This is a genomic window from Lactobacillus sp. 23-2 (assembly GCF_044902225.1).
GTDB classification, from domain to species: Bacteria; Bacillota; Bacilli; order Lactobacillales; family Lactobacillaceae; genus Lactobacillus; species Lactobacillus absianus.
The window spans coordinates 17688-39007 of record NZ_JAOQBX010000008.1; the positions used below are offsets into that span (position 1 = coordinate 17688).

Genomic DNA, 21320 nt, shown 5'->3' on the forward strand with positions numbered 1-21320 from the left:
CTCTTGTAAGCGGCTTCTGTAAGCGCTATAATCGTAAGCGATAGGAGATGAAAACAATGAAAAAATGGTGGATTGCCAATGCATATTGGCTGATAATGGTAGCCTTTCTGGCTTACCAGCTCTTCACTTACCGGGCTGAAGACGGCTCCATGATCAACGGAGCCGCGGCGACTATCGTCTTGGTCTCGGTTATTACATTGATTTCAGAATTTCAATTTGCCTGGTACATGTGGCTGACGGGAAAGACTTTCATCTTCAAGCGCCGCCACAAGCGCAACTTGAAATTTTAATTCCTATCAGCAAACAGAACCCCGCTGAAAAAGTTCTGTGCCAACTATTGGCTCTTTAAAAGCAACACAATAACAACACACTATAACGACATAAGAAAAAGGAGATTCACGCGAATCTCCTTTTTCTTATGTTTTTATTTATTTTTGCTCATCCAGGCACTGACGGTCTTGCCTAAGGCCGCGAATTTATCATTCTTTGAGGCCCAAACGCTGACGACGTAGCTGCTGGAGCCGTTGTTGACCAGGGCTACGGCTGAATCGTCATCCCCAATCTGGTAGACCGTCCCGCTGATGGACTTGACCAGCGGGCTCTTCTGCCTGCTGGTGGACAGGGCCGTCAGGATGCTTTGATTGTAGCTGCCGACCACCTTGCCCTGGTAGAGGGAGACCATCACGGCCCGCATGTCCGCGGCCGTGGTCTTGCCCACGGACTTGCCAGAGAAATTGCCGCTGATGCTGGTCTGGCTGGCCCCCATTTGCTTCAGGCAGGCCGTGACTTGGTCCTTGCCGATCTTGCGCAGCAAGGCATTGGCCGCTGTCTTGCTCCCCTGCAGCATCTGCTGGCGCAGGTAGCTGGGCCCATAGCTGATGCCCTTGGCTACCCCGGCCTCCTTGCCGGCCACGTCGCTCTTTTCAATCTTGATGGCCGTTGATGCCCCCAGCTTGCCGGCCTTTTCCTGGGCATAAAGGGCAATCAAAAGGTACAATTCAAAAATCTTGCTGGTCGCGTGGGCTTCTTTGGTGTTGCGCAGGCCCGCGAAGGTCTTGGCCTTGGTCAGGGACTGGACTTCAACCTGGTAGTTGGCATCTTCCCCCATGACCTTCTTCACTTGCTTGGCCAGATCCTTGTTTGAGCCGGACCTGGTATAGATGTGGTTGCTGTACTCAATTGACCCGACGTTTGGCTCCTTGCCCCCGGAGCTGGAAGGGGCAGCGACCTGCTTGGTCACCTTCCCCTTCTTCTTGACCTGGATCACGGTCAGCTCCCGGTTTTCAGCGGCCCGCTGGCTGGATGTATAGAGACCAAAGGCAAACAGGGTCGCAATCCCGGCCCCTAACAAAATGCGATTATTCATGCTTTGCAGATTACCTACTTTTCTTGAATTACTTTTGCTGTCAGCTTTTTATAAACATAAGGATCTTAGAAGAAATGGTGCTTGCGCATCAAGAGGATCAGCCAGACCATGAGGGCGACCATCAAGATGACGATCACGATCCAGTCGTAAGCCGCGTTAAAAATCGGCAGCTTGACGTTCATCCCGTAAAAGCCGGTCAGGATGGTCGGGATGGTCAAAACCAGGGACCAGACGGTCAGGAACTGCATCGTGTCGTTCAGGTTGTTGTTCATCATGTTGTTGGAAGTTGAGGACAGGGTCTTGGTTACCTGACGGGAAATCTGGACCATTTCTGAAGACTGGCTGGATTCAATCAGGACGTCGTCCAGTCTTTCCTTGGCTGGCTTGGAAAAAGTCAGCTGGGAGTGCTGCAGGCTGTTCAGCATCATCTGGTCGGTCTGAATGGAGCTGGACAGGTAGACCAGGGACTTCTCGATATTGGACAATTCAACCAGGTCCTGGTTGTTGATGTCGTCGCTCAGCTTGGCGTCCAAATCGTTTCTTTCCGCGTCCAGCTGGGTAACGGCCCGCTGGAAGTACTGGGAGGCAAACATCAAGAAGGTCACCAGCAATTCGGTCACGTCCTGGGCATGGGAAAGACGCCGCAGCATCTGCGGATCGTTGAATTCGTCAAAAACGTAGCTGGTCTCGACCGTGTGGAAGGTAAACAGGTTCTTGTCCTGCAGCAAAAAGGTAATCGGCCGGGAAATGAAGTGCTTGCTGGCAGCCGTTGGCCAGACAGGCACGTCGTAGACCAGCAGGTGCGTGTCGGTGTACTTGTCATAGTCATAGTGGGGCCGCTCATGCCGGTCGGATACGTAGGAAATGATTTCCGGCGTAAAATAGAATTCCGATTGCAATTGCCGGCTGTCATCCTGGCTCAGGCCGCTGATGTCGTACCAGCTGTAGTCGGTATCAATTGGAAAATTTTTTTGTTTAATCATGACTTTCCCCACCTTCAATTATTTCTTCATTAATGTTACCATTTTTTACAAAATATATTGTGCTTAAAGAAGGTTAAAAATATGCAAATTTTAGAAAAGCACCTGCCGTTTGGCAAATACCAGACATATTGCCGGATCGTCGGCGAAAAAACGGCTAAAGCGCCGCTGCTGCTCCTGCACGGAGGGCCGGGTTCCAGCCACAACTACTTTGAAGTCCTGGACCAGGTAGCCCAGACCAGCGGACGGCAAGTCATCATGTACGACCAGCTGGGCTGCGGCGAGTCATCCATCCCTGACGACACGCCCGCGGTCTACAACGCCCGGACTTGGGTCAAAGAGCTGGAAAACGTCAGAGAGCAGCTGGGATTGGACCAGATCCACCTGCTGGGCCAAAGCTGGGGCGGGATGCTGGCCATCATCTACATGTGCGACTATCAGCCCAAGGGCGTTAAATCCGTCATCCTCTCCTCTACCCTGTCTTCAGCCAAGCTGTGGAGCCAGGAGCTGCACCGCTGGATCAAGTACCTGCCGGAAAAGGAACAGGCGGCCATCCAGCAGGCGGAAGAAAGCGGCGACTTCTCCGCGCCCGCCTACCAAGCCGCCAACGCCCACTTTATGGAGCAGCACGCGATCAAGCTGACCCCGGACATGCCAGAGGCGGTTTTGCGCAAGAAAAAAGGCGGCACCGTTGCCTACCTCACTGGATGGGGTCCCAACGAATACACGCCAATCGGCAATCTCCATGACTATGAGTACACGGATGACTTGTCCAAAATGCAGCTGCCGGTCCTGATTACCAGCGGCACGGATGACCTGTGCACGCCTTTGGTGGCCAAGACCATGTTTGACCATTTGCCAGCTGCCAAGTGGGAGCTTTTCGCGGGCTGCGGGCACATGCCCTTCGTCCAGGAAAACGAAAAGTACCGGAAAATCCTGACCGACTGGCTGGTCCAGCATGACTAGCCCAGCAGCAGATTCTTTTTCAATAAGTAATCGATTTGATGATCATCGCCAACGACGAACTCATGCTGGCCAATCTTTTGGTAGCCTTTATGAGCGTAAACGTCCTTGGCTTTTTCATTATGCTCCCAAACGCCCAGCCAAATGGCGTGCTTGTGCCACTTTCTGGCTTGGGCTTCGGCGTGGTCCAGCAGCCGGCTGCCGATCCCCCGGCCTTGGAAGTCCTTCTTCAAGTAAATGCGCTCGACTTCCAGCCCGTTGTCGTCCACGCGCTCGCTTTGGGCCGTGTTGACGTTGAGCTTCATGTAGCCAGCCAGCTGCCCGTCTTCGTAGACGAAGTAGAAGAAGCTGCCGGGCGTTTCCAGCTCCCGCAGAAGGCGGTCACGGTTGTAGTGATCGTCAAGAAATTTCTGCATGTTTTCTTCAGTATTGGAGTCCTCAAACGTGGCTTTGAAAGTCTCGCGGCTGAGCGCGACCAGCTCATCGATTTGATCGGGCTGAACTTGCTCGATTGTCAGTTTTCCCACTTTTGTTACCTCTCTTGCAATATATAACTCAGTTCTTTAGCAGTTTGCCAGCCTGTTGCAGGCTGCTTGGCCTACTGAATTATATTTTAATGCAGATTTGCCCTGCTGTTTAGTTCAAAGCCGTCATTGACCGTCAAAGACCGGTCAACCTTGGCCCGCCCCGTCGCGTAGTCAAAGGCGTAGCCGGGCTGGACGTTGAACAAATAGACGTTGAAGTCCAGGCTGCCGTCGGTAGCAACGGCCTGGAGGTTGATCCCCCGTGCCATCAATTCCTGTCCCCGGAAAATTGGAGTAGCCTGGTAGATGACCTTCTTGTTCTGCCGCAGGGCCGTCCGCACCTTGCTTTCAAAAATCGTCTGGATCTTCTGGTTGGAGTAGGCCGACTGGGTGAAGAGGTTCTTAGGATTGTTCTGGTCTCCGGACTGGTTCTTGGGGTTGTAATTGCCGTCCTGGTCGATCCCGGCTGACACGGAATAGGCAATCAAGTGGCCGCGGTTGTAAAGCTGGGTGCCATTGCGGCTGTTGTAGTGCCAGCCGGTTGGCTGGATGTATTGTCTTACTCTTAAAGAGTCATTGGCCACGTTTCTTTTTTCCAAAAAGCCCGTGTTGGAGCTGGAAGTTCGGTTCAGAGAATCCAGGTTGGAGTAGATGACCCGGTTGACCTGCCAGGCGTTCTTGACCAGGGTCGAGTGGTTGCCGTTCACATAGACGTAGCTCTTGCCGCCGGACTTGAAATTGAGCTGGGCCAGCTTGCGGTAGTCGCTTTGGGCCAGACCGCCGTAGACCTTGCCGGCCGTCTGGGCCTTGCTGACGGTCTGGCTGGATGACGCTGAGCCGCTAGTGGCCGGACTGGTCTGCGGGTTGACCGTCTGTCCGCCTTGGGTGTAGATTCCCCACAAGACCGCGATGGCCGCGATGGCGGCCGTGAGCAGGCTGGTATTTTGGCGCTTCTTGGAACGCCGGCGCTTTTTTGCCATAAGTTATCCCTCTCTGTTTCTTATTCGTGCTTGCTGCTAGAAAATATGTTCTCATCCATTTTAGCTGATTTGCGTTTCCCGGGCCAAAATTTTTGAACTGGTTTACAATATTTTTAACAGCAAAAAGAGCAAGGAGAAATATATCATGGAACATTTCAGCTTAAATGACGGCAATTTGATCCCAGCCTTAGGCTTCGGGACCTACAAGGTGCAAGGCTTTCCGGGAGTGCAGGCCATCACCCAGGCAATCGAGAACGGCTACCGCCTGCTGGACTCAGCCGTCCGCTATGAAAATGAAGGGGCTCTGGGCAAGGCGATCAGAAACAGCTCGGTTGCTAGAAGCCAGCTGTTCGTCACTTCAAAATTGCCAGGGTCAAACCACGAATACCAAGCAGCGATCAACGAAATTGAAGAAAGCTTGCTTAGAAGCGGTTTGGACTACTTCGACCTGTATCTGATTCACTGGCCAAATCCGCTGGAAGACCACTACGTTGAAGCCTGGCAGGCCTTGATTGACGCGCGCCGTTTCGGTCTGGTGCGGTCAATCGGGGTTTCCAACTTTGAGCCAGAGCACATTGACCGGATCATCAAAGAGACTGGCGTGACTCCGGCCGTCAACCAAGTCGAGCTGCACCCTTACTGGTCAAGCAAGAAAGTCCGCGAATATGATGATGCCCATGGAATCATTACTGAAGCTTGGAGCCCGCTCCTGCGCGGCGGTGAGGTCTTCAAGGAAGACTTGCTGCAAAAATTAGCCGCCAAGTATGGCAAGACTCCGGCCCAAGTCATCCTGCGCTGGGAAACCCAGCTGGGCGTCGTGCCGATTCCAAAGGCTTCTTCCAGCCAGCACCAGCTGAGCAACCTGGACATTTTTGACTTTAAACTGACCCAGGACGAAGTGGCAGCTTTGACCGGACTGGACAAAGCCGACGGCCGCCGCGCTGACCGCAATCCTAACCAGCACCAGGAATTCTAAGCTGTCGAACTCAACCCTCGCCACCGCCGGTGGCGGGGTTTTGTTTTGCTTGAATTATTGAAAAAAGTACCCTACTGAAGCCAATCTCTGTCACCTTGAGCTTTTGTCCCAGCTGACCAAAAAGACCAGCCGGTTGGCTGGTCTGAACGAGATAATATGGTACTTTTGTGTAAAGAAAAATAATGTCTTAATGAGGTAACAAAGAATTTATTGTCAACTCAGTTCTTTATTAGTGGTGGGAAGCACCGCTAGTTGCGTCTGCTTCCGGCTTCTTCGCTGCTTCTTCCTTGGCAGCGGCTGCCTTGGTTGAAGGACCAGTCGTGGCGTCTGGGTCAGAGTTGCGGCGGTAGGTCGCGCCAGTTGCAGCATCGGTGTCGACAACGAGCTTTTGGCCAGTTGCTTCACAGAAGTACTTCACGAATGGATAGATGTCTTGGACCCACTCGTAGATCCCCATGTAGTTGCCTTCTTCGTCTTCAACGCGCTTGTAGTAGTGCAAAACGAGCTTAGTCAAATTGCCAGTTGGCACAGGCATCCAAACGGCATCGTGGCCGCCTTCCTTGGTGCGCAAAGCGTGAACGACCTTCTTGGCGGTTGGGATCACGTCGCGGATATCAGGGTGAACCGCGCCCATAGTGTCACCGACTTGGTCAGGCGTCCGGCCAGCCTTCATCTTGTAGTTCGGGTCTTGTGGACGGTTGTACCACAGGAATTGGTTGTTGTCGTCAACAAAGGTCATTTCGCCAAAAGTGTTGCGCAGCATCCAGTTGAGCTGGTTGACCGTGAGCAGGCCGGCATCCAGCTTAACGTAGTCATCGCCTTCAGCGGCGCCAACCTTGGCAGCTGCCTTGTCCAGCCATTCCGGGTCGTTCTTTTCCAAGCCGTCAACCGTGTAGCGGCTGTGGCCAGTTGCTTCAAAGTCTTCCTGCAAATATTCTTCAGGGTTCATGTCCTGAAGCCATTTTGGTTCTGCCATCTTGATTTCTCCTTCGATTTCTCAAACAGCTGATCTATCTATCACTTACTTAATTACGTCCTTCATTATATCGTGAAAGCATTTGCAACGCAAGGCTCGATATTTAAATATCAATATATTATAGTCATAAAAGCAAATGCTATTATATATTTTAGTAAATATCGTCCGCTCTTCCGGCCCATTTTTGCCAAAAAGAAAAGCCTGGGCAGCTGGCTGCCAGACTTCACGTTAGCTAATTTCCTATTTGGTCGCCTGCAGAATTTCCCGTTCCGCGGCGTTCTTGTCCTTGACCTTGTCGAGGACGATAATTTGGTCGAACATGGCCTTTTCAATATCCGTAATCTTGTGGGCCACTTCCACGACCGCGATCTTTGGATTGCCCAAAAGGGTCTCATGGATTTCCAAAGACAGGCGCGGGTCCAGCGCGCTGGTTGCTTCATCGGCCAGCAGAATTGGCCGGCCGGACAACAGGGCCCGGGCGATTTCCACCCGCTGAATCTGCCCACCGGACAGGTTGTTCCCATTTTCCCCGACCTGGTAGTCCAGGCCGTTTTCCGCAATCAGGCTGTCCAAGCCCGCCTCATGACAGGCCATAAGCAGCTGGTCCTCAGACACCTTGCGCCCTAAAGTCACGTTAAAGCGCAAAGTATCGTTGAACATGAACGGCTTCTGGTTGACGTAGGAATAAAAGTTATGGGCCTTGTACCAGTTGCCGGTAACGTCTTCCCCATTGATCATGATCTTGCCCTGGCTTGGCTTGTAGATCCCCAGCATCAGGCGCAAAAGCGTGGTCTTGCCCCAGCCGGACGGGGCCATGAGCAGGATCTTCTCGCCCGGCTTGACCGTGATGTTCACGTCCTTGAAGATCTGCCGCTTGCTGTGGCGGGTCACGTAGGCCAAGTCCTTGATGATCATCCCGTTGAAGTCGCCAACCTCATAGATGTCAGCCTGCTGGACGTAGTTCAAAGCCTTCTGGGTGCGCTGCCACATTGGAACCGTGGACTTGACCTGGTTGAATTCGTTGAACAGGGTAACGACTGGCGTGATAAAGTTGATCGCCAAGTCGACCATCATCACCAGGGTCCCGACCGCCAAGCGCCCCTTCATCATCAAGATCCCGCCAATCGTGCACGGAATGATGAAGCAGAAAAGCTCGGCGGATGAATAGATCAGTTCCAGTGCCCAGGCCTGGGTCAGGGTCATGTTCCGCAGGGCATCCTCCATCCCCTGGGCCGCGCCGATGGCCCGGGTCACGACATTGCTGCGGACGTTGTACAGGCGGGCGGATTGAGCCCCGTTAAGGGTATCAGACACGTACTGGGTGTAAATGGCGTTTTTTTCCGTCCAAACCTTGGCCTTCTTGGTGATGATCCGGCTGGTCAGAATCTGCACGATGGCCGGCGCGATCGTGGCGACAATGAAGACCAGGGTCATTTCCCAAGAATTGTAAAAAGCAAACAGCAAGGAGCCGGCAAAGGTCAAGGACTGGTAGATGATGTCCAATTGGGCCGTCACCCGGTTGGTTTCGATCTGCTTGAGATCGTTGGTCATAAAGCTCAGGCCGTCTTTGGTGTCCAGCGTGTTCTGGTCGACCAGGTAGCGCAGGTTGGCGCTCTTCAGGGCCATGTTGACGCTTCTGATGATGTTCATCTTGGTCGTTTCGTACAAGAAGTTGCTGCACATGAAGAGCAGCTGACCCCCGGCCGTCAAAGCCGCGAAGCCGACCAGCCGCATGTAGTCGCCTTTGCCTGACGAGGCAATGTTCAGCATGACTTTCAGCATGTAGGCGACGAACAAGACGTTGCAGGCCTTGATCGCTGACAAGAGCGTGAACAGCATGACTTGGCTCTTGCGCGCATATTTGAGACTCATAGCAAGTACCCCCTCTTTATAGTCCATTATAGCAATCTTTCGAATTTTTCTGGAAAGCATTGCTATAATTAAACTAAAACATAAGATTTTAAGCTGGTCCCAGCAGCTTAAAAGCACAAATAGAAATGAGGGACTTATCATGAAACTTGTTGAAGTGCATACCAAGGCCGAGCAGCAGACTGACGGCTACTACCTGGGCTATCTGGTCTACCAGAATGACGCGGTGACCGTCCTGATTGCTTTAGATGATGACGCCAACGCCAGCGGCGTGATGGTCCTGAACAACGATGACCTCTTGGGGGCCGTGGAAGAGTCGCCAAGCATCGCCTACGTCCAGCGCTTGATCGATGAAGGGCAGTCGCGCGACCCCTTTGACTTGATGCCGCGCAACCAGCAGCTTTTGAAGCGGCCCTTCAGTCAGCTTTACCAGGCAGCCGAAGCCGCCCTGCTTGAAGACATGCCCTTGACCATCACCTTGAACAACGGCGAAGTCTACGAGGGCATCGTCATCCAGAGCACACTCAGCGAAATCCGCATCCGCCAGATCAATGACGACTACAGCCTGGACCGGCTCTACCTGGCCGTGCCGACCAAGCAGATTTCCAGCCTGGAGATCAACGCCGCTTCCGGCAAGCTGTGGCAGGAGTGGTACGCGGCCCGCAAAAGCGAGCCGGCCTTTGACTACGGCTTGTGTGAGCTTTACCTGGACTGGGTGGACGACGACCGCTTCGGCGGCTGCCTGCTGGGCCACGTCATTGCCCAAAATGACCACTACCTCCTTTTGGAAAGCGTCAGCAAGTACGGGCAGCTGGAGTCGATCTGCCTGGTCAACCGGGCCGACATCGTCCATGAAACCGACGCTTCTCCGGCTATTTCCTACACCAACTACCTGATCAAGCGCAACCAGGAGCAGGGCCTGTTTGACCCCAACAACTTCTCCAAGCTGGCCAAGAGCCTGCACCACATCCCTACCACGCGCGAGGTGATTCTGACCGCAGGCAAGCACCTGGTCAACATCGACGACTACGAGTTCGACGGGGAAAACCTGGGCTACGTGACCCATACCGACGAATACGGCTTCACGATCAAGGATGCCTTGACAGGCGAAGAGACCGACCACCCCTACCACAACGTCTGCACCATCGACCTGGCCAGCGTGGAACTGGAAAAAATGCACGAGTACCTGGCCGCGCAGAAGCGCTGATTTAGCGGTAGAATTGGGAGGAAAGTTTTTTAGAAAGTAGAGAAAACGTTATGAAGCAAGGAACTACGATTATCACGCTCGACAACGGCTACCACTTGTGGACCAATACCCAGGGCACGGGCACCATTCACCTGCTCTGCCTGCACGGGGGGCCAGGCGGCAACCATGAATACTGGGAAGACACGGCTGAGCAGCTGCAGAAGCAGGGCCTGGACGTGCAAGTGCACATGTACGACCAATTGGGCTCGCTTTATTCAGACCAGCCCGACTACTCTGACCCGGAAGTAGCCAAGAAGTACTTGACCTACGAATACTTCCTGGATGAAGTCGAAGAAGTCCGCCAAAAGCTGGGCATCGACCAGTTCTACCTGATCGGGCAAAGCTGGGGCGGGCTCTTGGTCCAGGAATACGCCGTCAAGTACGGCGACCACCTGAAGGGGGCCATCATCTCCTCCATGGTTGACGACATCGACGAATACGTGGCCTCCGTCAACCGCCGCCGGCAAGAAGTCCTGCCGCAGACCGAAATCGACTTCATGCGCGAGTGCGAGGCCAAGAACGACTACGCCAACCAGCGCTACCAAGACGACGTGCAGATTTTGAACATCAACTTCGTTGACCGCAAGCAGCCTTCCAAGCTCTACCACTTGAAGGATCTGGGCGGCACCGCCGTCTACAACGCCTTCCAAGGCGACAACGAATTCGTCATCACGGGCAAGCTCAAAGACTGGCACTTCAGAAGCGAATTGCCAAAGATCAAGGTTCCAACCTTGCTCACCTTCGGCGAATGCGAAACCATGCCGCTGGACACGGCCAGAACCATGCAGAAGCTGATTCCGAACTCCCGCCTGGTAACCACGCCAAACGGCGGTCACCACCACATGGTCGACAACCCGGACGTCTACTACAAGCACCTGGCCGACTTTATCAAAGAAGTCGAAGCCGGAACTTTCAAGGGCGAATAAAGCAAAAATGCATCTCCATTGCTGGAGATGCATTTTTGCTTCTTATTTTTCGGATTGCTTTTTAAGCGCGGCCCTTGTAGGCACCAGTTTCGGTGTTGATGACCAGTTCGTCGCCTTCGTTGATGAAGTCAGGAACGGTAACGACCAGGCCGGTTTCCATCGTAGCTGGCTTACCGCCTGAAGCAGCCGTGGCACCCTTGATGCCTGGCTGGGTTTCCTTGACCTTCATGTTGACGGTGGCTGGCAGCTGAACGGCCAGCAATTCGCCTTCTTCAGTGAATTCCAGGATGACTTCGATGTTTGGCATCAGGTACTTTACGTCGTCGCCAAGCTGGTCAGCTGAAATCGCGTATTGCTCGTAGGTTTCGCTGTCCATGAAGTTGTAGCTGTCGCCTTCAGCGTACAGGTACTGAGCGTTCTTCTTAACGACTTCCACCAGCTCAACCTTTTCGCTTGGCCGCATGGTCTTGTGGATGACTGAGCCGGCGCGAACATCGCGCAGGTCCATCTGCATCACGGTGTTGCCCTTGCCTGGCTTGTGGTGGTTGGCTGACAGAACCAGCATCAGCTTGCCGTCTTCGTCAAAAATCATGCCCTTTTTCAATTCAATAGCTTGCATTAATTTTGCTCTCCTTAGTTCAAGTAAATGTGCCGTTTTTCATTATAGCATTTAATAACAGCGGAGGTAAATTTTATCAATCAAATGTCCCTCAACCTTGTGCAGGATCAAGTTGGCCCGTTGCTTGGTCGGCGCGATGTACTGGCGCAGGTTGACCAGGTCGACCATCTGCCAGGTTTCTTCCGCCAGGCGCTCAGCCACGTCCAGGGGCCCATTGGCCAATTTGTAGTAGAAGTTGTTTGGGTCGTTCTTCTTCAGCTTCATGATCTTCTTAAAGCGCTGCATGTACCATTCCTCGATCAGGTCCTCGTCGGCATCGATGTAGATGGAGAAGTCGAAAAAGTCGGACGTCACGACCTGCCCGCTTTCCGGCAATTGCAGGGTGTTGATCCCTTCGATGATCAAAATGTCCGGTTGCTCGATGTGCCCGTACTTGCCCGGCACGATGTCGCTCAGTTCCTGGGAATACAGGGGATAGACCACGTCAGCCTTCTTGCCGCTGGCCACGTCGCGCAAAAAGTCGCTCAGCATCTGCATATTGTAGCTTTCCGGGAAGCCCTTGCGGGGCATGAGCCCTCTTTGTTCCAGGATGGAGTTGGGGTAGATAAAGCCGTCCGTGGTCATCATTTGGGTCTGCAAATCCGGAAAGTAGCGCGTCAACAAGAGCTGCAGGAGACGGGCCGTCGTTGACTTGCCCACGGCAACGGAGCCGGAGATCCCGATGATGTACGGGTGCACGATGGGGTCGATGTGCAAAAAGCGCGCCCTTTTTTCACTGGCCTCTTTCTTAAAGCTGTAAGCCAGATGAATGTAGTTCAGCAGCGTTTCATAAATTTCATCAACGTCCTTGACGTCCAGCTCATCGCCCAGGGACTTGACCTGGGCCAGTTCCTCGTCAGTGACCTGGAGCTTGACGTGCGGGGTCAGCTTGGCCCATTCTTGCCGGTTAAATTCTGTATAGTTTTGCATTTTATATTTGTCCTTTTTTCGATCTTACACTATTATAAGGGAAAACATTCACAACACGCAAAAGTGCTTTTGTAAAGAAAACAGGTGAAAATCATGAAAAAAGTTATTCTGTTCGGTGACTCAATTTTCAATGCTTACGACGGCACCCGCGACACTGACCGCTTCGCGGCGGCCATGAGAAAGCGCCTGGGGCCAGACTACCAGGTGGAAAACATTTCCACAAGCGGGGCAACCGTCAATGACGTCCTGCCACGCGTGGACTCCCTGCCCAAGTGCGACATTCTGGTTGTGGAATACGGAACCAACGACTCCTCCAAGGACTGGGGGATCAGCCTCTATGACTACCAAGAAGGGCTGGAGAGCCTGCTCAAGAAGGCCCAGAAGGTAACCGGGGCCGCCAATACCCTGGTGCTGTCCCCGTCAATGCCGGACTTCAAGAACCCAAAGATCGCTTCTTCCTACTCCCTGGACGATTTGGACCAGTATTCTGAAGCCGCCCAGCGCGATGCTGGCAAGACCAACTCCTTCTTCTTTGACCTGACCCACAAGATGGAACGGCTGCAGGACCTGCCATCCTTCCTGACTGCTGACGGCCAGCACTACAGCGAGAAAGGGATCTCCTGGCTGGCCGACGTGGTCGCCGGTGAAGTCTCAAAGATGGACTAAGGAAAAAGCAAGGCAAAATATAATTTTTTCAGTATAATTTAGCTAGAAGAAGCTATTTCCCATAGTAGATGAAAATGAGGGGAGAATTATGCGCAAACGCAGCAATATTACCTGGGGGATCATCTTCCTGGCTGCCGCCTGCCTGGTGATCCTGAGTCAATTGGTTCCCGGCTTCAGCCGGATTTTCGTCTTTTCCTGGGGCCAGGTTTTCTGGCTAGTAATCCTGGCCTGGGTCCTCTATAAATCACTCAAGGGCCGGGTCGCCTTCTTAAGCGTCCTGGCCGGCGGCTTCATTGTCATGATCTTTAGCGATGCCTTTGGCTGGTTTCACTGGACCGGCTACCTGACTTTGGGGCTGATCCTGCTGGCCATTGGGGTCCAGCTTCTGGACAAGCATGGCAGCAGCTATGAAAGCGATGATGAGTTCGTCTTTTCAGCAACCGACAGCGACGGCGACAAGGTCGACGTTGAGCCGGTCACCAGCCGGACCCGGTCCTCTTTGGACAAAGAGCGGGTCGCGATCGACTTGGTCATGGGCCGGACCCGGCGGCGCCTGCACAGCCGCAACCTGCACAAGCTGTCAATCGACTGCGTGATGGGCCAGCTGTCCGTCTACCTCGACGACGCCCAGCTTAAAGACAACGAGGCCAAGGTGGACCTGGACTGCTTCTGCGGGGAAGTCACCTTGTACGTGCCAAAGGAATGGCACGTTTCAGTCGACATGCCCAGCTTTTTGGCCAGCCTGGAGACTTTCGGAGCTGAAGATGCCGCTCCTGATGCTCCAGTGCTCAAAGTAGACGGCGACACGGTCTTCAGCCGCGTCCGCATCGTCCGGGTATGACATGCCTGGAAAAAACTCAAATGAATATAAAAGGCTTCTAGAAGTGATAAAACTTCTGGAAGCCTTTTTATTCACAGCAGAGAGCTGCTGAAGCTCTCTTTTTGTGCCACACCGCCCCAGTTGGGCACTTTTCGGGAACCAATTTGCAAAAAGACCAGCGACGCTCGTCGCTGGTCTTTTTGCATGCTTACTTTTGTAAATAGTTGGAATTGGTCCCAAACCACTTCTGGTTGATCTGCCGCAGCTTGCCGTTTTGCTGCAGGCGCTTCAGGGCCCAGTTGATCTTCTTTTGCAGGGTCTTGTCGCCCTTGCGCATCCCCACGGCAAACAAGTCTTCCGGCACGCCCTTGTTGATGATGACCTGATAGGAGCTGGAATCAGCCTCGTGCTTGATGTAGTAGTCCGCGTAGGTTTCATCCAGCAGGATCCCCTGGATCCGTCCAGCGTTCAAATCCAAAAAGGCACTGGGAATCGTATCGTACAAGACCTTGCTCTTGGCCTTAAGCGACTGCTGCTTGCCATCCAGCCAGATCTCCGCCGTTGACCCGCTTTGGGCCCCGACGACCTTGCCGGTCATCTGCTTGAAGGACTTGATCCCGCTGGCCTTCTTGACGACCAAGACCTGGCGGTTTCTTAAGTAGGCCTTGCTGAAATTGACCTTCTTCTTCCGCTGGCTGGTCACGCTGTAGCCATTCCATAAGACGTCGATCGTCCCGTTGCGCAGCTCGGTTTCCTTCATGGACCAGTCGATGGTCTGAAAGTCTGCCCGCAAGCCCAGTTCCTTAAGGACGGCCTTGGCCAGGTCAACGTCATAGCCGACCAGCTTTCCGTCCTTTTGGCGGAAGTCCATGGGCACGAAGGTGTCATCCAAGCCAATGATGACGCTCTTGCGCCGCTGGATCCGGGACCAGGTGTCCTTGGTATTGGCCTCTTTGGTCAGGTTGGAGCAGCCAGCCGCCACGAACAGGCTGACGGCCGCGGCCAAGATGACCAGCACTTTCTTCAGCTGCTTCATGCTCATCCCTCCAATGGCTTGACTTCAAAGACCTGGTCGGCCACCTTTTTGGCAAAATCCATGTCGTGGGTAATGATCAATTGGGTCAAGCCGGTTTCCTTAAAGCCTAAAATCAATTCCGCCACCTGGTCCCGCATGGCCGGGTCCAGGGCACTGGTCGGCTCGTCATAGCAGAGGATCTTGGGCTTCATGGCCAAGGCCCGGGCGATGGCTACCCGCTGCTTTTGCCCGCCTGAAAGCTGGTAAGGATACAGCTGGCTCTTGTCAGCCATCTCCAATTTGCCCAGCAGGTCCTGGGCTTCAGCTTCCGCGGTCGCCTTGTCTTCTTTCAAGGCCAATTGCGGGGCCAGGGTAATGTTGTCCAAAACGGACATGTTTGGAAACAGCTTGTAGTCCTGGAAGACGACCCCGATCGCGCCCCGCTCTTCGCCGCTAAGGTCGTAGCGCTCGCTGTCCAGCTGCATCTGCCCTTGGTCGGCCGTCTCCAGGCCGGCGATGATCCGCAAGAGGGTCGTCTTCCCGGCCCCGGAAGGACCAACGATCGTCAGAACCTGCCCATCGTCCAGCTCGAGATTAACGTCTTTTAAAATCTGTCTTGGGCCAAAGCTCTTGGCCAAATTTTCAATCTTCAGCATTGTTCAGTCCCTCCTATCTGTAGTAAGCGAAGTGCTTTTCCAAGCGGCGCAGAAGCAAAGTGCACAAGCCGATCAGGATCAGGTAGATCAGGCCAACCAGGACCAGCGGCACCAAAGTCACGTCTCTTGAGGTGGCCAGGTTGCCGGCACGGAGCAAATCGCCCAAGCCGATTACGTAGACCAGGGATGAGTCCTTGACCAGGTTGATCACTTCGTTGCCGATTGATGGCAAGACGATCTTGGTCACCTGGGGAATAATGATCTTGCGCAAGGTCTGCCCGTAAGTCAATTGCAGGACCTTGGCCGCCTCAAACTGCCCCCTGTCGACAGCCTGGTTGCCGCCGCGGAAGATTTCCGCGAAGTAGGCCGCGTAGTTCATGACGAAGGCCACAAGCGCCGCCAGATAGCGCGGGAAGGTGATATGAATGATGGGCAAGCCATAGAAGACAAAGATCAGCTGCAAGAGCAGCGGCGTCCCCCGCATGATCCACACGTAAAAGTTGAGTAGCCATTTCAGGGGGGCAAAGCGGCTGCTTAAGCCAAAGGAGACGATCATCCCCAGCGGGAGGGAGATGACCAGGGTCTCAAAGAAGATCTGCAAGGTCATGCCCGCTCCGCTGAAGAGCGACGGCAAAATTTCAAAAACGTATTTCATGCTTACCCACACTTTCTATTTCTGCTTAATCAATCTGCCGGCCGATTTTCTGAAAAACAAAAAAAGTCCCCCTGGCCCATGGGCCAAGAGGACGACAAATAATCGTGATTCCACCTCGCGTTCGCCAGCCCCTCACGGCAGCTGGCCTCACCAAGTTTACGCGTTCATAAACTCGCGGCTGTAACGGGCCGTCCCGGAAGAAGCTACTGCGGTTCGCCCCTCCTGCTCACAGATGTGTGTTCAGCCGCCGCCCTGCTCCCGTTTCCATCAGCGGGGAGTCTCTGCGTGTCCCGCGCGCGGCCTACTTCTTCTGTTCTTCGCAAATCGATTGGTTTGATTGCAATATTAAGCTAATATTAAAAATCCGTCAACACTTTTTTGAAAAAATTTACTTATTTTCGTAAGTTGCCGGATCAACTGCCAGCAAGGGGCTCTTTTCACCGGCGTAGACGATGTCCAGCTTGTACATGGCCCGGGAGGCAATCGTGTAGACCAGCTGGGTCTCATCATCTTCGTGGTAGGCCGCCTTTGAGGCATCCCACATGACGACCGCGTCGAATTCCAGCCCCTTGGCCAGGTAAGACGGCAAGACCAGGTCCCCTTCAACCAGGCGCTGGTTGGCGTCGCGGATCAAGGTGGCCTTAGCCCCGTGCTCCTTGAGCCAGGCAGCGGCTTCCTGGGCGCTGGCCAGGTCCTTGGCAATCACGGCAGTGGTCATCTTCTGGGCGTCATTGGCCTTGATAGCCGCCAGCATGGCCTCCCCAGCCTCTTCCTTGCTCTCGCGGCCCCAAACTTGCGGGCGGGGTCCTTGGCGGTTGAAGCTTTCGATCTTCTCCCCGTGGCGGAGAATCTGCTTGGTAAAGTCGGTCAGCTGCTTGGTTGACCGGTAGGACTTAGTCAATTGGACCACCTTGGTCTTTTCCGGATCAAACAAGCCAGAGATCTGCTTCAGCAAAGTTGAGCTCTCGTCCTTGGTAAAAATGGCTTGGTTCAAGTCGCCCAGCATGGTGAACTTGGCCCGTGGGAAGTTGTAGCGCAGGTAGGCCAGCTGGAAGGCTGAGTAGTCCTGGATTTCATCGATGAAGCAGTAGCGCATCTCGATGTTGGTCTGGCGGGCAACGATCAAGTCGTAGAGGTACAAGTAGGCGGAAGCGTCCCGCATCTCGATTTCGCGCTGCTTGAACTTTTCCTTGACGCCCTCGACGTGCTCAGCCCATTCGCTTTCACTGATGCCGTACTTTTCCAGCTTGGTCATCTTTGGCACGGCCCGCAAGAAGGCCAGGTACTGGGCCCGGACGTTCAGGAAGTGGTTGCGGTTGATCCCTTTAGCCACCTTGGCCAAGTGCTTGACGACGATTTTGCGGCCCAGGAACTTGCGCTCAGCCTCTTCTGACGGAAATTCCTGGTCTGGCCGGTCGTACATGCTCAGCATCTGCTCGTGGCTCAGGCTTTCGATTTCCTTGGTCACCCAGGCCTTGCGGATTTCAGGCGCGATCTTCCGGTTCAGGCGGTGGATCAATTCCTCGCGGGTAGCGTCGATCCGGTTGCCCAGCTTGTAGTTTTCATTGAAAGAGTAGTAGAGCTCCTTGATTTCTTCCTTGCTGAAGAAAGGCTTCTTCTTGGTCCGGAAGTAGATGTTTTTAAAAATCATCCCGGACTTGTTCAAGTGCTGGCCATACTTGGTCACCAGCTTGAAGAAGGCCAGCGAGTCCTTGAAGCGGCCGATCGCCGTGTCGGCCAGGCTGTCCTCGAACTGCTCAAAAAGGTTCTGGACGTGCATCTTCGGCAAGCGGCGGTTAATGAACTGCCAGTAGGTCATTTGGACCATGTTCTGCTCGCCCATTTCCGGGAGAACGTTCTCGATGTAGTCGTTGAACAGTTGGTTCGGGCTGAACATGATGACGTTCCCGCTCTTCAGGTTGCCCCGGTAGCGGTAGAGCAGGAAGGCAATCCGCTGGAGGATGGCACTGGTCTTGCCCGACCCAGCAGCCCCCTGAACAAACAGCAGGTCGCTCTTGGTGTCGCGGATGATCTTGTTCTGCTCTCTTTGGATGGTCTTGACGATCGACTTCATCTGGATGGAGGACTTCTCAGACAAGACCTCCATCAGCATCTGGTCGCCGATGGTCTCGTCCGTATCAAACATGTTGACGATGGTGCCGTCTTCGATCATGAACTGGCGCTTCTTGGACATTTCCACGGAAACTGGCCCGTCTGGGGATTCATAGGTCACGTGGCCGATCTTGCCGTCGTAGTAGATCGAGGAGATCGGGGCCCGCCAGTCGTAGATCAGCAGGTTCTTGTCCTTGTCCATGAAGGAGGCCAGGCCGATGTAGATGGTTTCCGGATCCTCCCCTTCTTCCTGGAAGTCGACCCGGGCGAAGTAGGGGTGCTCGTGCAGGCGCTTGAGCGTGGAAAGCTCACGGGCGTTGACCTGCCAGGCATTGTCGCGTTCTTTCAGCATTTGCTGCTGCTGCTGGATCGACAGGGCGGTATCCATGGAGGTTGAGTAGTCGTCAAAGTCCAGACGGATGTCGTCATAGAAGTGGGCGGAGATATCCTTGGCTTCAGCCTTGTCTTTGGCGATTTGGCGGGCCAGCTCATCTCCTTGCTGGTCAATCTGGCCCAGGATCGAATCCAAGTGGGCCTGTTCTTTGTTGCGTTCTGAAATTTCTGCCATGCAAACACCTTTTCTAAAAATCTTGCATAATATTGTACCATCTTTTCAGCCCGACCGGTACTTTTCCGTCTCTCGCCCGCAAGCGGATCCATGAGAAAAGGCAAGTATTTTGCTAGGCAGAGCCCTGGAAAAAAACTATAATATACTAGCTAGAAGGAGGCCTTCATGAGAAAATTTTTCAACTTCTTAAAGAACCTGCTGGTCCTGACCTGCCTAATTGGGGTCGCTTGGACCTACCAGGACCAGATCAAGGACGTCGCGGCTGACTGGGGCAGCAAGCTTGCCGGCTACCTGCCAGACAGCCTCAGCACGGCCGACCTGGCCGAGAAGACCATCTCGGAGAATTCCAAGTCCACCATCAAGAACACGACCGGCTACACCTGGTCCAAGAAGACCGCGACCGTCTACATCGACTTAAAGCGGTCCAGCCAGGTTGACCTTTACAACGCGACGATCAACGCCATGGCCGCTTGGAACCAGACCGGGGCCTTCCGCTTTAAGCAGACTTCCAGCAAGAAGAAGGCCCAGATTGTCGTCGTCTCCGCCTACAAGTCAGACGGAGCCGCCGGCCTGACCACCTATAAGTACTCCAGCCGCAAACGCCGGCTCTACTCGGCCAAGGTATCCCTGAACACCTACTATTTGGACAGCAGCTACTACAACTACTCCCAAGCCCGGATCGTCAACACGGTTGAGCACGAGCTGGGCCACGCCATCGGCTTGGACCACCGCAATGGGGTCTCGGTCATGTACCCGACCGGGTCTTTGTACACGATCCAGCCGAAGGACATTGCCTTGGTCAAGAAGATCTACAAGGGCAAGAAATTTTAGCTGAAGCAAACAGAAACAGAGGCAGACATGAAACGCATTTATTTGATCCGGCACGGGAAGACTTTTATCAACAAGTACAACAAGATGCAGGGCTGGTGCGACACCCCATTGACGGCAGAAGGGCGCGAAGGCGCCGAGCAGGCCGCTGAGGCCTTAAAGGACCTGCCTTTGGACATTGCCCTGTCCAGCAACACCCTGCGGGCCAGCGAGACCTGTGAGATCATCATGCAGAAGAACTGCAACAAGGACCTGCTCCAGCACCTGGCCTATCCTTACTTCAGAGAACACTTCTATGGCTACTTTGAGGGGATGGACAATGACGTGGCCTGGCGGATGGTCGGCGCGGCCCATGGCTTCACCAGCGCGGCTGATTTGGCCAAGAACGCGACCTGCGACCAGATTGCCGACTGGACCAAGGAAGCTGACCCCTACCATGACGCTGAAGACAGCACGGAATTTTGGGCCCGCTGGCAGAAGGGCTTTGACCTGATCAGCCAGCTGGACGGGGCCGAAAACATCCTGCTGGTCAGCCACGGCTTTGCCATCAAGTCCCTGGCCCAGCGATTCGCGGTCAGCGGAATTGACACGACGGTCCACCCAAGAAACGCCTCCATCTCCACTTTGGTGATGGACGACCAGGGGCAATTGCGGATGACCAGCTACAATCAGCTGCATCTATAATTTTTACCAGTTTTTTACAGGCAAAAGCCTTGCAAGTTTAACCAGACGCTCTATAATATGTGCCAGCAAAAGAAAAAGCCAGTTGCTTTTTCTTTTTTATTCCATTCCTAATTATTAAAACGGAGCGCAATTAAATATATGAGAACTAAGATTTTTGGTCACCGCGGCTACCCTGCCAAGTTTGCTGAGAACTCCCTGGAAGGGTTTGACTACTGCTTCAAGCATGGGGCTGAAGGGATTGAATTCGACGTGCACCTGACCAAGGACGGAGTCCCGGTCATCATGCATGACGAAGACATCAAGCGCACGACCAACGGCAAAGGCTTGATCAAGGACTACACCTTGCGGGAATTGGATCAATTCCACCTGGCCAACGGCGAGCGGATTCCCCGCCTGCGCGACCTGTTTGAACTGGCTGAAGACTACGACGGCCAGCTCAACCTGGAAATGAAGACCAACAAGTTTGACTACCCTGGCCTGCCAGAGAAAGTTTTTGACCTGGCTGACCACTTCAAGTTCAAGCAAGAAATCATCTACTCATCATTTAACCTGCAAACCCTGGTGCACGCCAAGGAGGTCCGCCCCAACCAGAACTACAACTTCCTGACTGACAAGGAAATCAAGAACCCAGTACAGTTCATCAAGGAGCACGGCTTCAGCGGCATTCACCCAGAGCACTTGGTTGACACCACGGCCGTTGAAAGAATCTGGACCGTCGACAGCAAGGCCCGGGCCAAGAAGATCATCCAATACGGCGCTGCCGGCTTCTTTACCAACAAGTTCGAAGATATGATGGACTTGCGCAAGGAAGTTGCCAATTACTAATAGAAGATCAATTAAAAGAGTTGTCTCGACTGACAGCTCTTTTTTTACGCGGTAATTTTCAACATAAGCAGATTGTATTCGGTTTCACCAAGTGCTA

General features: G+C 53.7%; 22 protein-coding genes. 10 read left to right on the forward strand and 12 right to left on the reverse strand.

Annotated elements, in window-relative coordinates; all coding sequences use genetic code 11:
* Window positions 1-56: 56 nt before the first annotated feature.
* Window positions 57-290, forward strand: a complete 234-nt coding sequence (locus tag OCH80_RS04680; RefSeq protein ID WP_404538331.1) for a hypothetical protein — start codon at window positions 57-59, stop codon at window positions 288-290.
* A 134-nt stretch (window positions 291-424) separates the two neighbouring features.
* On the opposite strand, the gene OCH80_RS04685 is transcribed toward OCH80_RS04680, so the two are convergent.
* Both OCH80_RS04685 and OCH80_RS04690 read right to left on the reverse strand, forming a co-directional pair.
* The gene (locus OCH80_RS04685) at window positions 425-1366 is read right to left on the reverse strand and encodes a serine hydrolase (protein WP_154548596.1); all 942 of its coding nucleotides are present in this window, start codon (window positions 1364-1366) and stop codon (window positions 425-427) included.
* A 65-nt stretch (window positions 1367-1431) separates the two neighbouring features.
* Window positions 1432-2349 carry a magnesium transporter CorA family protein gene (locus tag OCH80_RS04690; protein WP_404538334.1) on the reverse strand — a complete coding sequence of 306 codons (918 nt, stop codon included), beginning with the start codon at window positions 2347-2349 and terminating at the stop codon, window positions 1432-1434.
* An 81-nt stretch (window positions 2350-2430) separates the two neighbouring features.
* Between OCH80_RS04690 and pepI the strand changes: the two genes are divergently transcribed.
* Window positions 2431-3312 (forward strand): proline iminopeptidase, encoded by an 882-nt coding sequence (gene pepI, locus OCH80_RS04695; protein ID WP_404538337.1) that lies wholly within the window; start codon window positions 2431-2433, stop codon window positions 3310-3312.
* On the opposite strand, the gene OCH80_RS04700 is transcribed toward pepI, so the two are convergent.
* Together OCH80_RS04700 and OCH80_RS04705 are read right to left on the reverse strand one after the other, a co-directional pair.
* The gene (locus OCH80_RS04700; RefSeq protein ID WP_404538340.1) at window positions 3309-3836 is read right to left on the reverse strand and encodes a GNAT family N-acetyltransferase; all 528 of its coding nucleotides are present in this window, start codon (window positions 3834-3836) and stop codon (window positions 3309-3311) included. The genes pepI and OCH80_RS04700 overlap by 4 nt on opposite strands.
* Before the next feature lie 86 nt (window positions 3837-3922).
* The gene (locus tag OCH80_RS04705) at window positions 3923-4813 is read right to left on the reverse strand and encodes a DNA/RNA non-specific endonuclease (protein WP_404538343.1); all 891 of its coding nucleotides are present in this window, start codon (window positions 4811-4813) and stop codon (window positions 3923-3925) included.
* 145 nt (window positions 4814-4958) lie between these two features.
* Here OCH80_RS04705 and OCH80_RS04710 point away from each other — a divergent pair, with 145 nt between their 5' ends.
* Window positions 4959-5789: an aldo/keto reductase gene (locus OCH80_RS04710; RefSeq protein WP_404538346.1), complete on the forward strand. Its 831-nt coding sequence runs from the start codon at window positions 4959-4961 to the stop codon at window positions 5787-5789.
* 229 nt (window positions 5790-6018) lie between these two features.
* Here the strand turns inward: OCH80_RS04710 and OCH80_RS04715 are convergent, their stop codons facing one another.
* On the reverse strand, window positions 6019-6765 hold the full coding sequence (locus OCH80_RS04715; RefSeq protein WP_404538349.1) for a PAS domain-containing protein: 747 nt from the start codon (window positions 6763-6765) through the stop codon (window positions 6019-6021).
* Window positions 6766-7005: 240 nt separating this feature from the next.
* Complete coding sequence (locus tag OCH80_RS04720; RefSeq protein ID WP_404538352.1) at window positions 7006-8637, reverse strand: ATP-binding cassette domain-containing protein; 1632 nt, start codon at window positions 8635-8637, stop codon at window positions 7006-7008.
* A gap of 139 nt (window positions 8638-8776) precedes the next feature.
* Here OCH80_RS04720 and OCH80_RS04725 point away from each other — a divergent pair, with 139 nt between their 5' ends.
* Window positions 8777-9841, forward strand: coding sequence for a hypothetical protein (locus OCH80_RS04725; protein WP_404538355.1), 1065 nt, complete (start codon window positions 8777-8779; stop codon window positions 9839-9841).
* Between the two features lie 50 nt (window positions 9842-9891).
* A complete protein-coding gene (locus OCH80_RS04730) occupies window positions 9892-10806 on the forward strand; it encodes a proline-specific peptidase family protein (protein ID WP_404538357.1) in 915 nt (304 codons plus the stop codon).
* Between the two features lie 61 nt (window positions 10807-10867).
* Here OCH80_RS04730 and efp read toward each other — a convergent pair whose 3' ends face one another.
* Entirely contained in the window at window positions 10868-11425 is a 558-nt protein-coding gene (gene efp, locus OCH80_RS04735) for an elongation factor P (RefSeq protein ID WP_404538360.1), read from the reverse strand.
* A gap of 51 nt (window positions 11426-11476) precedes the next feature.
* Entirely contained in the window at window positions 11477-12394 is a 918-nt protein-coding gene (gene coaA, locus OCH80_RS04740; RefSeq protein WP_206988606.1) for a type I pantothenate kinase, read from the reverse strand.
* Between the two features lie 93 nt (window positions 12395-12487).
* Here coaA and OCH80_RS04745 point away from each other — a divergent pair, with 93 nt between their 5' ends.
* Together OCH80_RS04745 and OCH80_RS04750 are read left to right on the forward strand one after the other, a co-directional pair.
* Window positions 12488-13060: an SGNH/GDSL hydrolase family protein gene (locus OCH80_RS04745; protein WP_302187436.1), complete on the forward strand. Its 573-nt coding sequence runs from the start codon at window positions 12488-12490 to the stop codon at window positions 13058-13060.
* 88 nt (window positions 13061-13148) lie between these two features.
* The gene (locus tag OCH80_RS04750; RefSeq protein ID WP_302187437.1) at window positions 13149-13901 is read left to right on the forward strand and encodes a LiaF domain-containing protein; all 753 of its coding nucleotides are present in this window, start codon (window positions 13149-13151) and stop codon (window positions 13899-13901) included.
* Window positions 13902-14088: 187 nt separating this feature from the next.
* Here OCH80_RS04750 and OCH80_RS04755 read toward each other — a convergent pair whose 3' ends face one another.
* The 4 genes from OCH80_RS04755 to helD form a co-directional block, all read right to left on the reverse strand.
* Window positions 14089-14916, reverse strand: a complete 828-nt coding sequence (locus tag OCH80_RS04755; protein ID WP_154548547.1) for an amino acid ABC transporter substrate-binding protein — start codon at window positions 14914-14916, stop codon at window positions 14089-14091.
* Window positions 14917-14918: 2 nt separating this feature from the next.
* Window positions 14919-15551 (reverse strand): amino acid ABC transporter ATP-binding protein, encoded by a 633-nt coding sequence (locus OCH80_RS04760; protein WP_404538366.1) that lies wholly within the window; start codon window positions 15549-15551, stop codon window positions 14919-14921.
* A 13-nt stretch (window positions 15552-15564) separates the two neighbouring features.
* Complete coding sequence (locus OCH80_RS04765) at window positions 15565-16206, reverse strand: amino acid ABC transporter permease (RefSeq protein WP_154548543.1); 642 nt, start codon at window positions 16204-16206, stop codon at window positions 15565-15567.
* 388 nt (window positions 16207-16594) lie between these two features.
* On the reverse strand, window positions 16595-18886 hold the full coding sequence (gene helD, locus OCH80_RS04770) for an RNA polymerase recycling motor HelD (RefSeq protein ID WP_404538369.1): 2292 nt from the start codon (window positions 18884-18886) through the stop codon (window positions 16595-16597).
* A 165-nt stretch (window positions 18887-19051) separates the two neighbouring features.
* Here helD and OCH80_RS04775 point away from each other — a divergent pair, with 165 nt between their 5' ends.
* The 3 genes from OCH80_RS04775 to OCH80_RS04785 all read left to right on the forward strand — a co-directional run bounded on the left by OCH80_RS04775 (window position 19052) and on the right by OCH80_RS04785 (window position 21223).
* Window positions 19052-19717, forward strand: a complete 666-nt coding sequence (locus tag OCH80_RS04775; RefSeq protein WP_404538372.1) for a matrixin family metalloprotease — start codon at window positions 19052-19054, stop codon at window positions 19715-19717.
* A 27-nt stretch (window positions 19718-19744) separates the two neighbouring features.
* A complete protein-coding gene (locus OCH80_RS04780; RefSeq protein WP_404538375.1) occupies window positions 19745-20398 on the forward strand; it encodes a histidine phosphatase family protein in 654 nt (217 codons plus the stop codon).
* A 138-nt stretch (window positions 20399-20536) separates the two neighbouring features.
* A complete protein-coding gene (locus OCH80_RS04785) occupies window positions 20537-21223 on the forward strand; it encodes a glycerophosphodiester phosphodiesterase (protein ID WP_404538378.1) in 687 nt (228 codons plus the stop codon).
* Window positions 21224-21320: the final 97 nt, after the last annotated feature.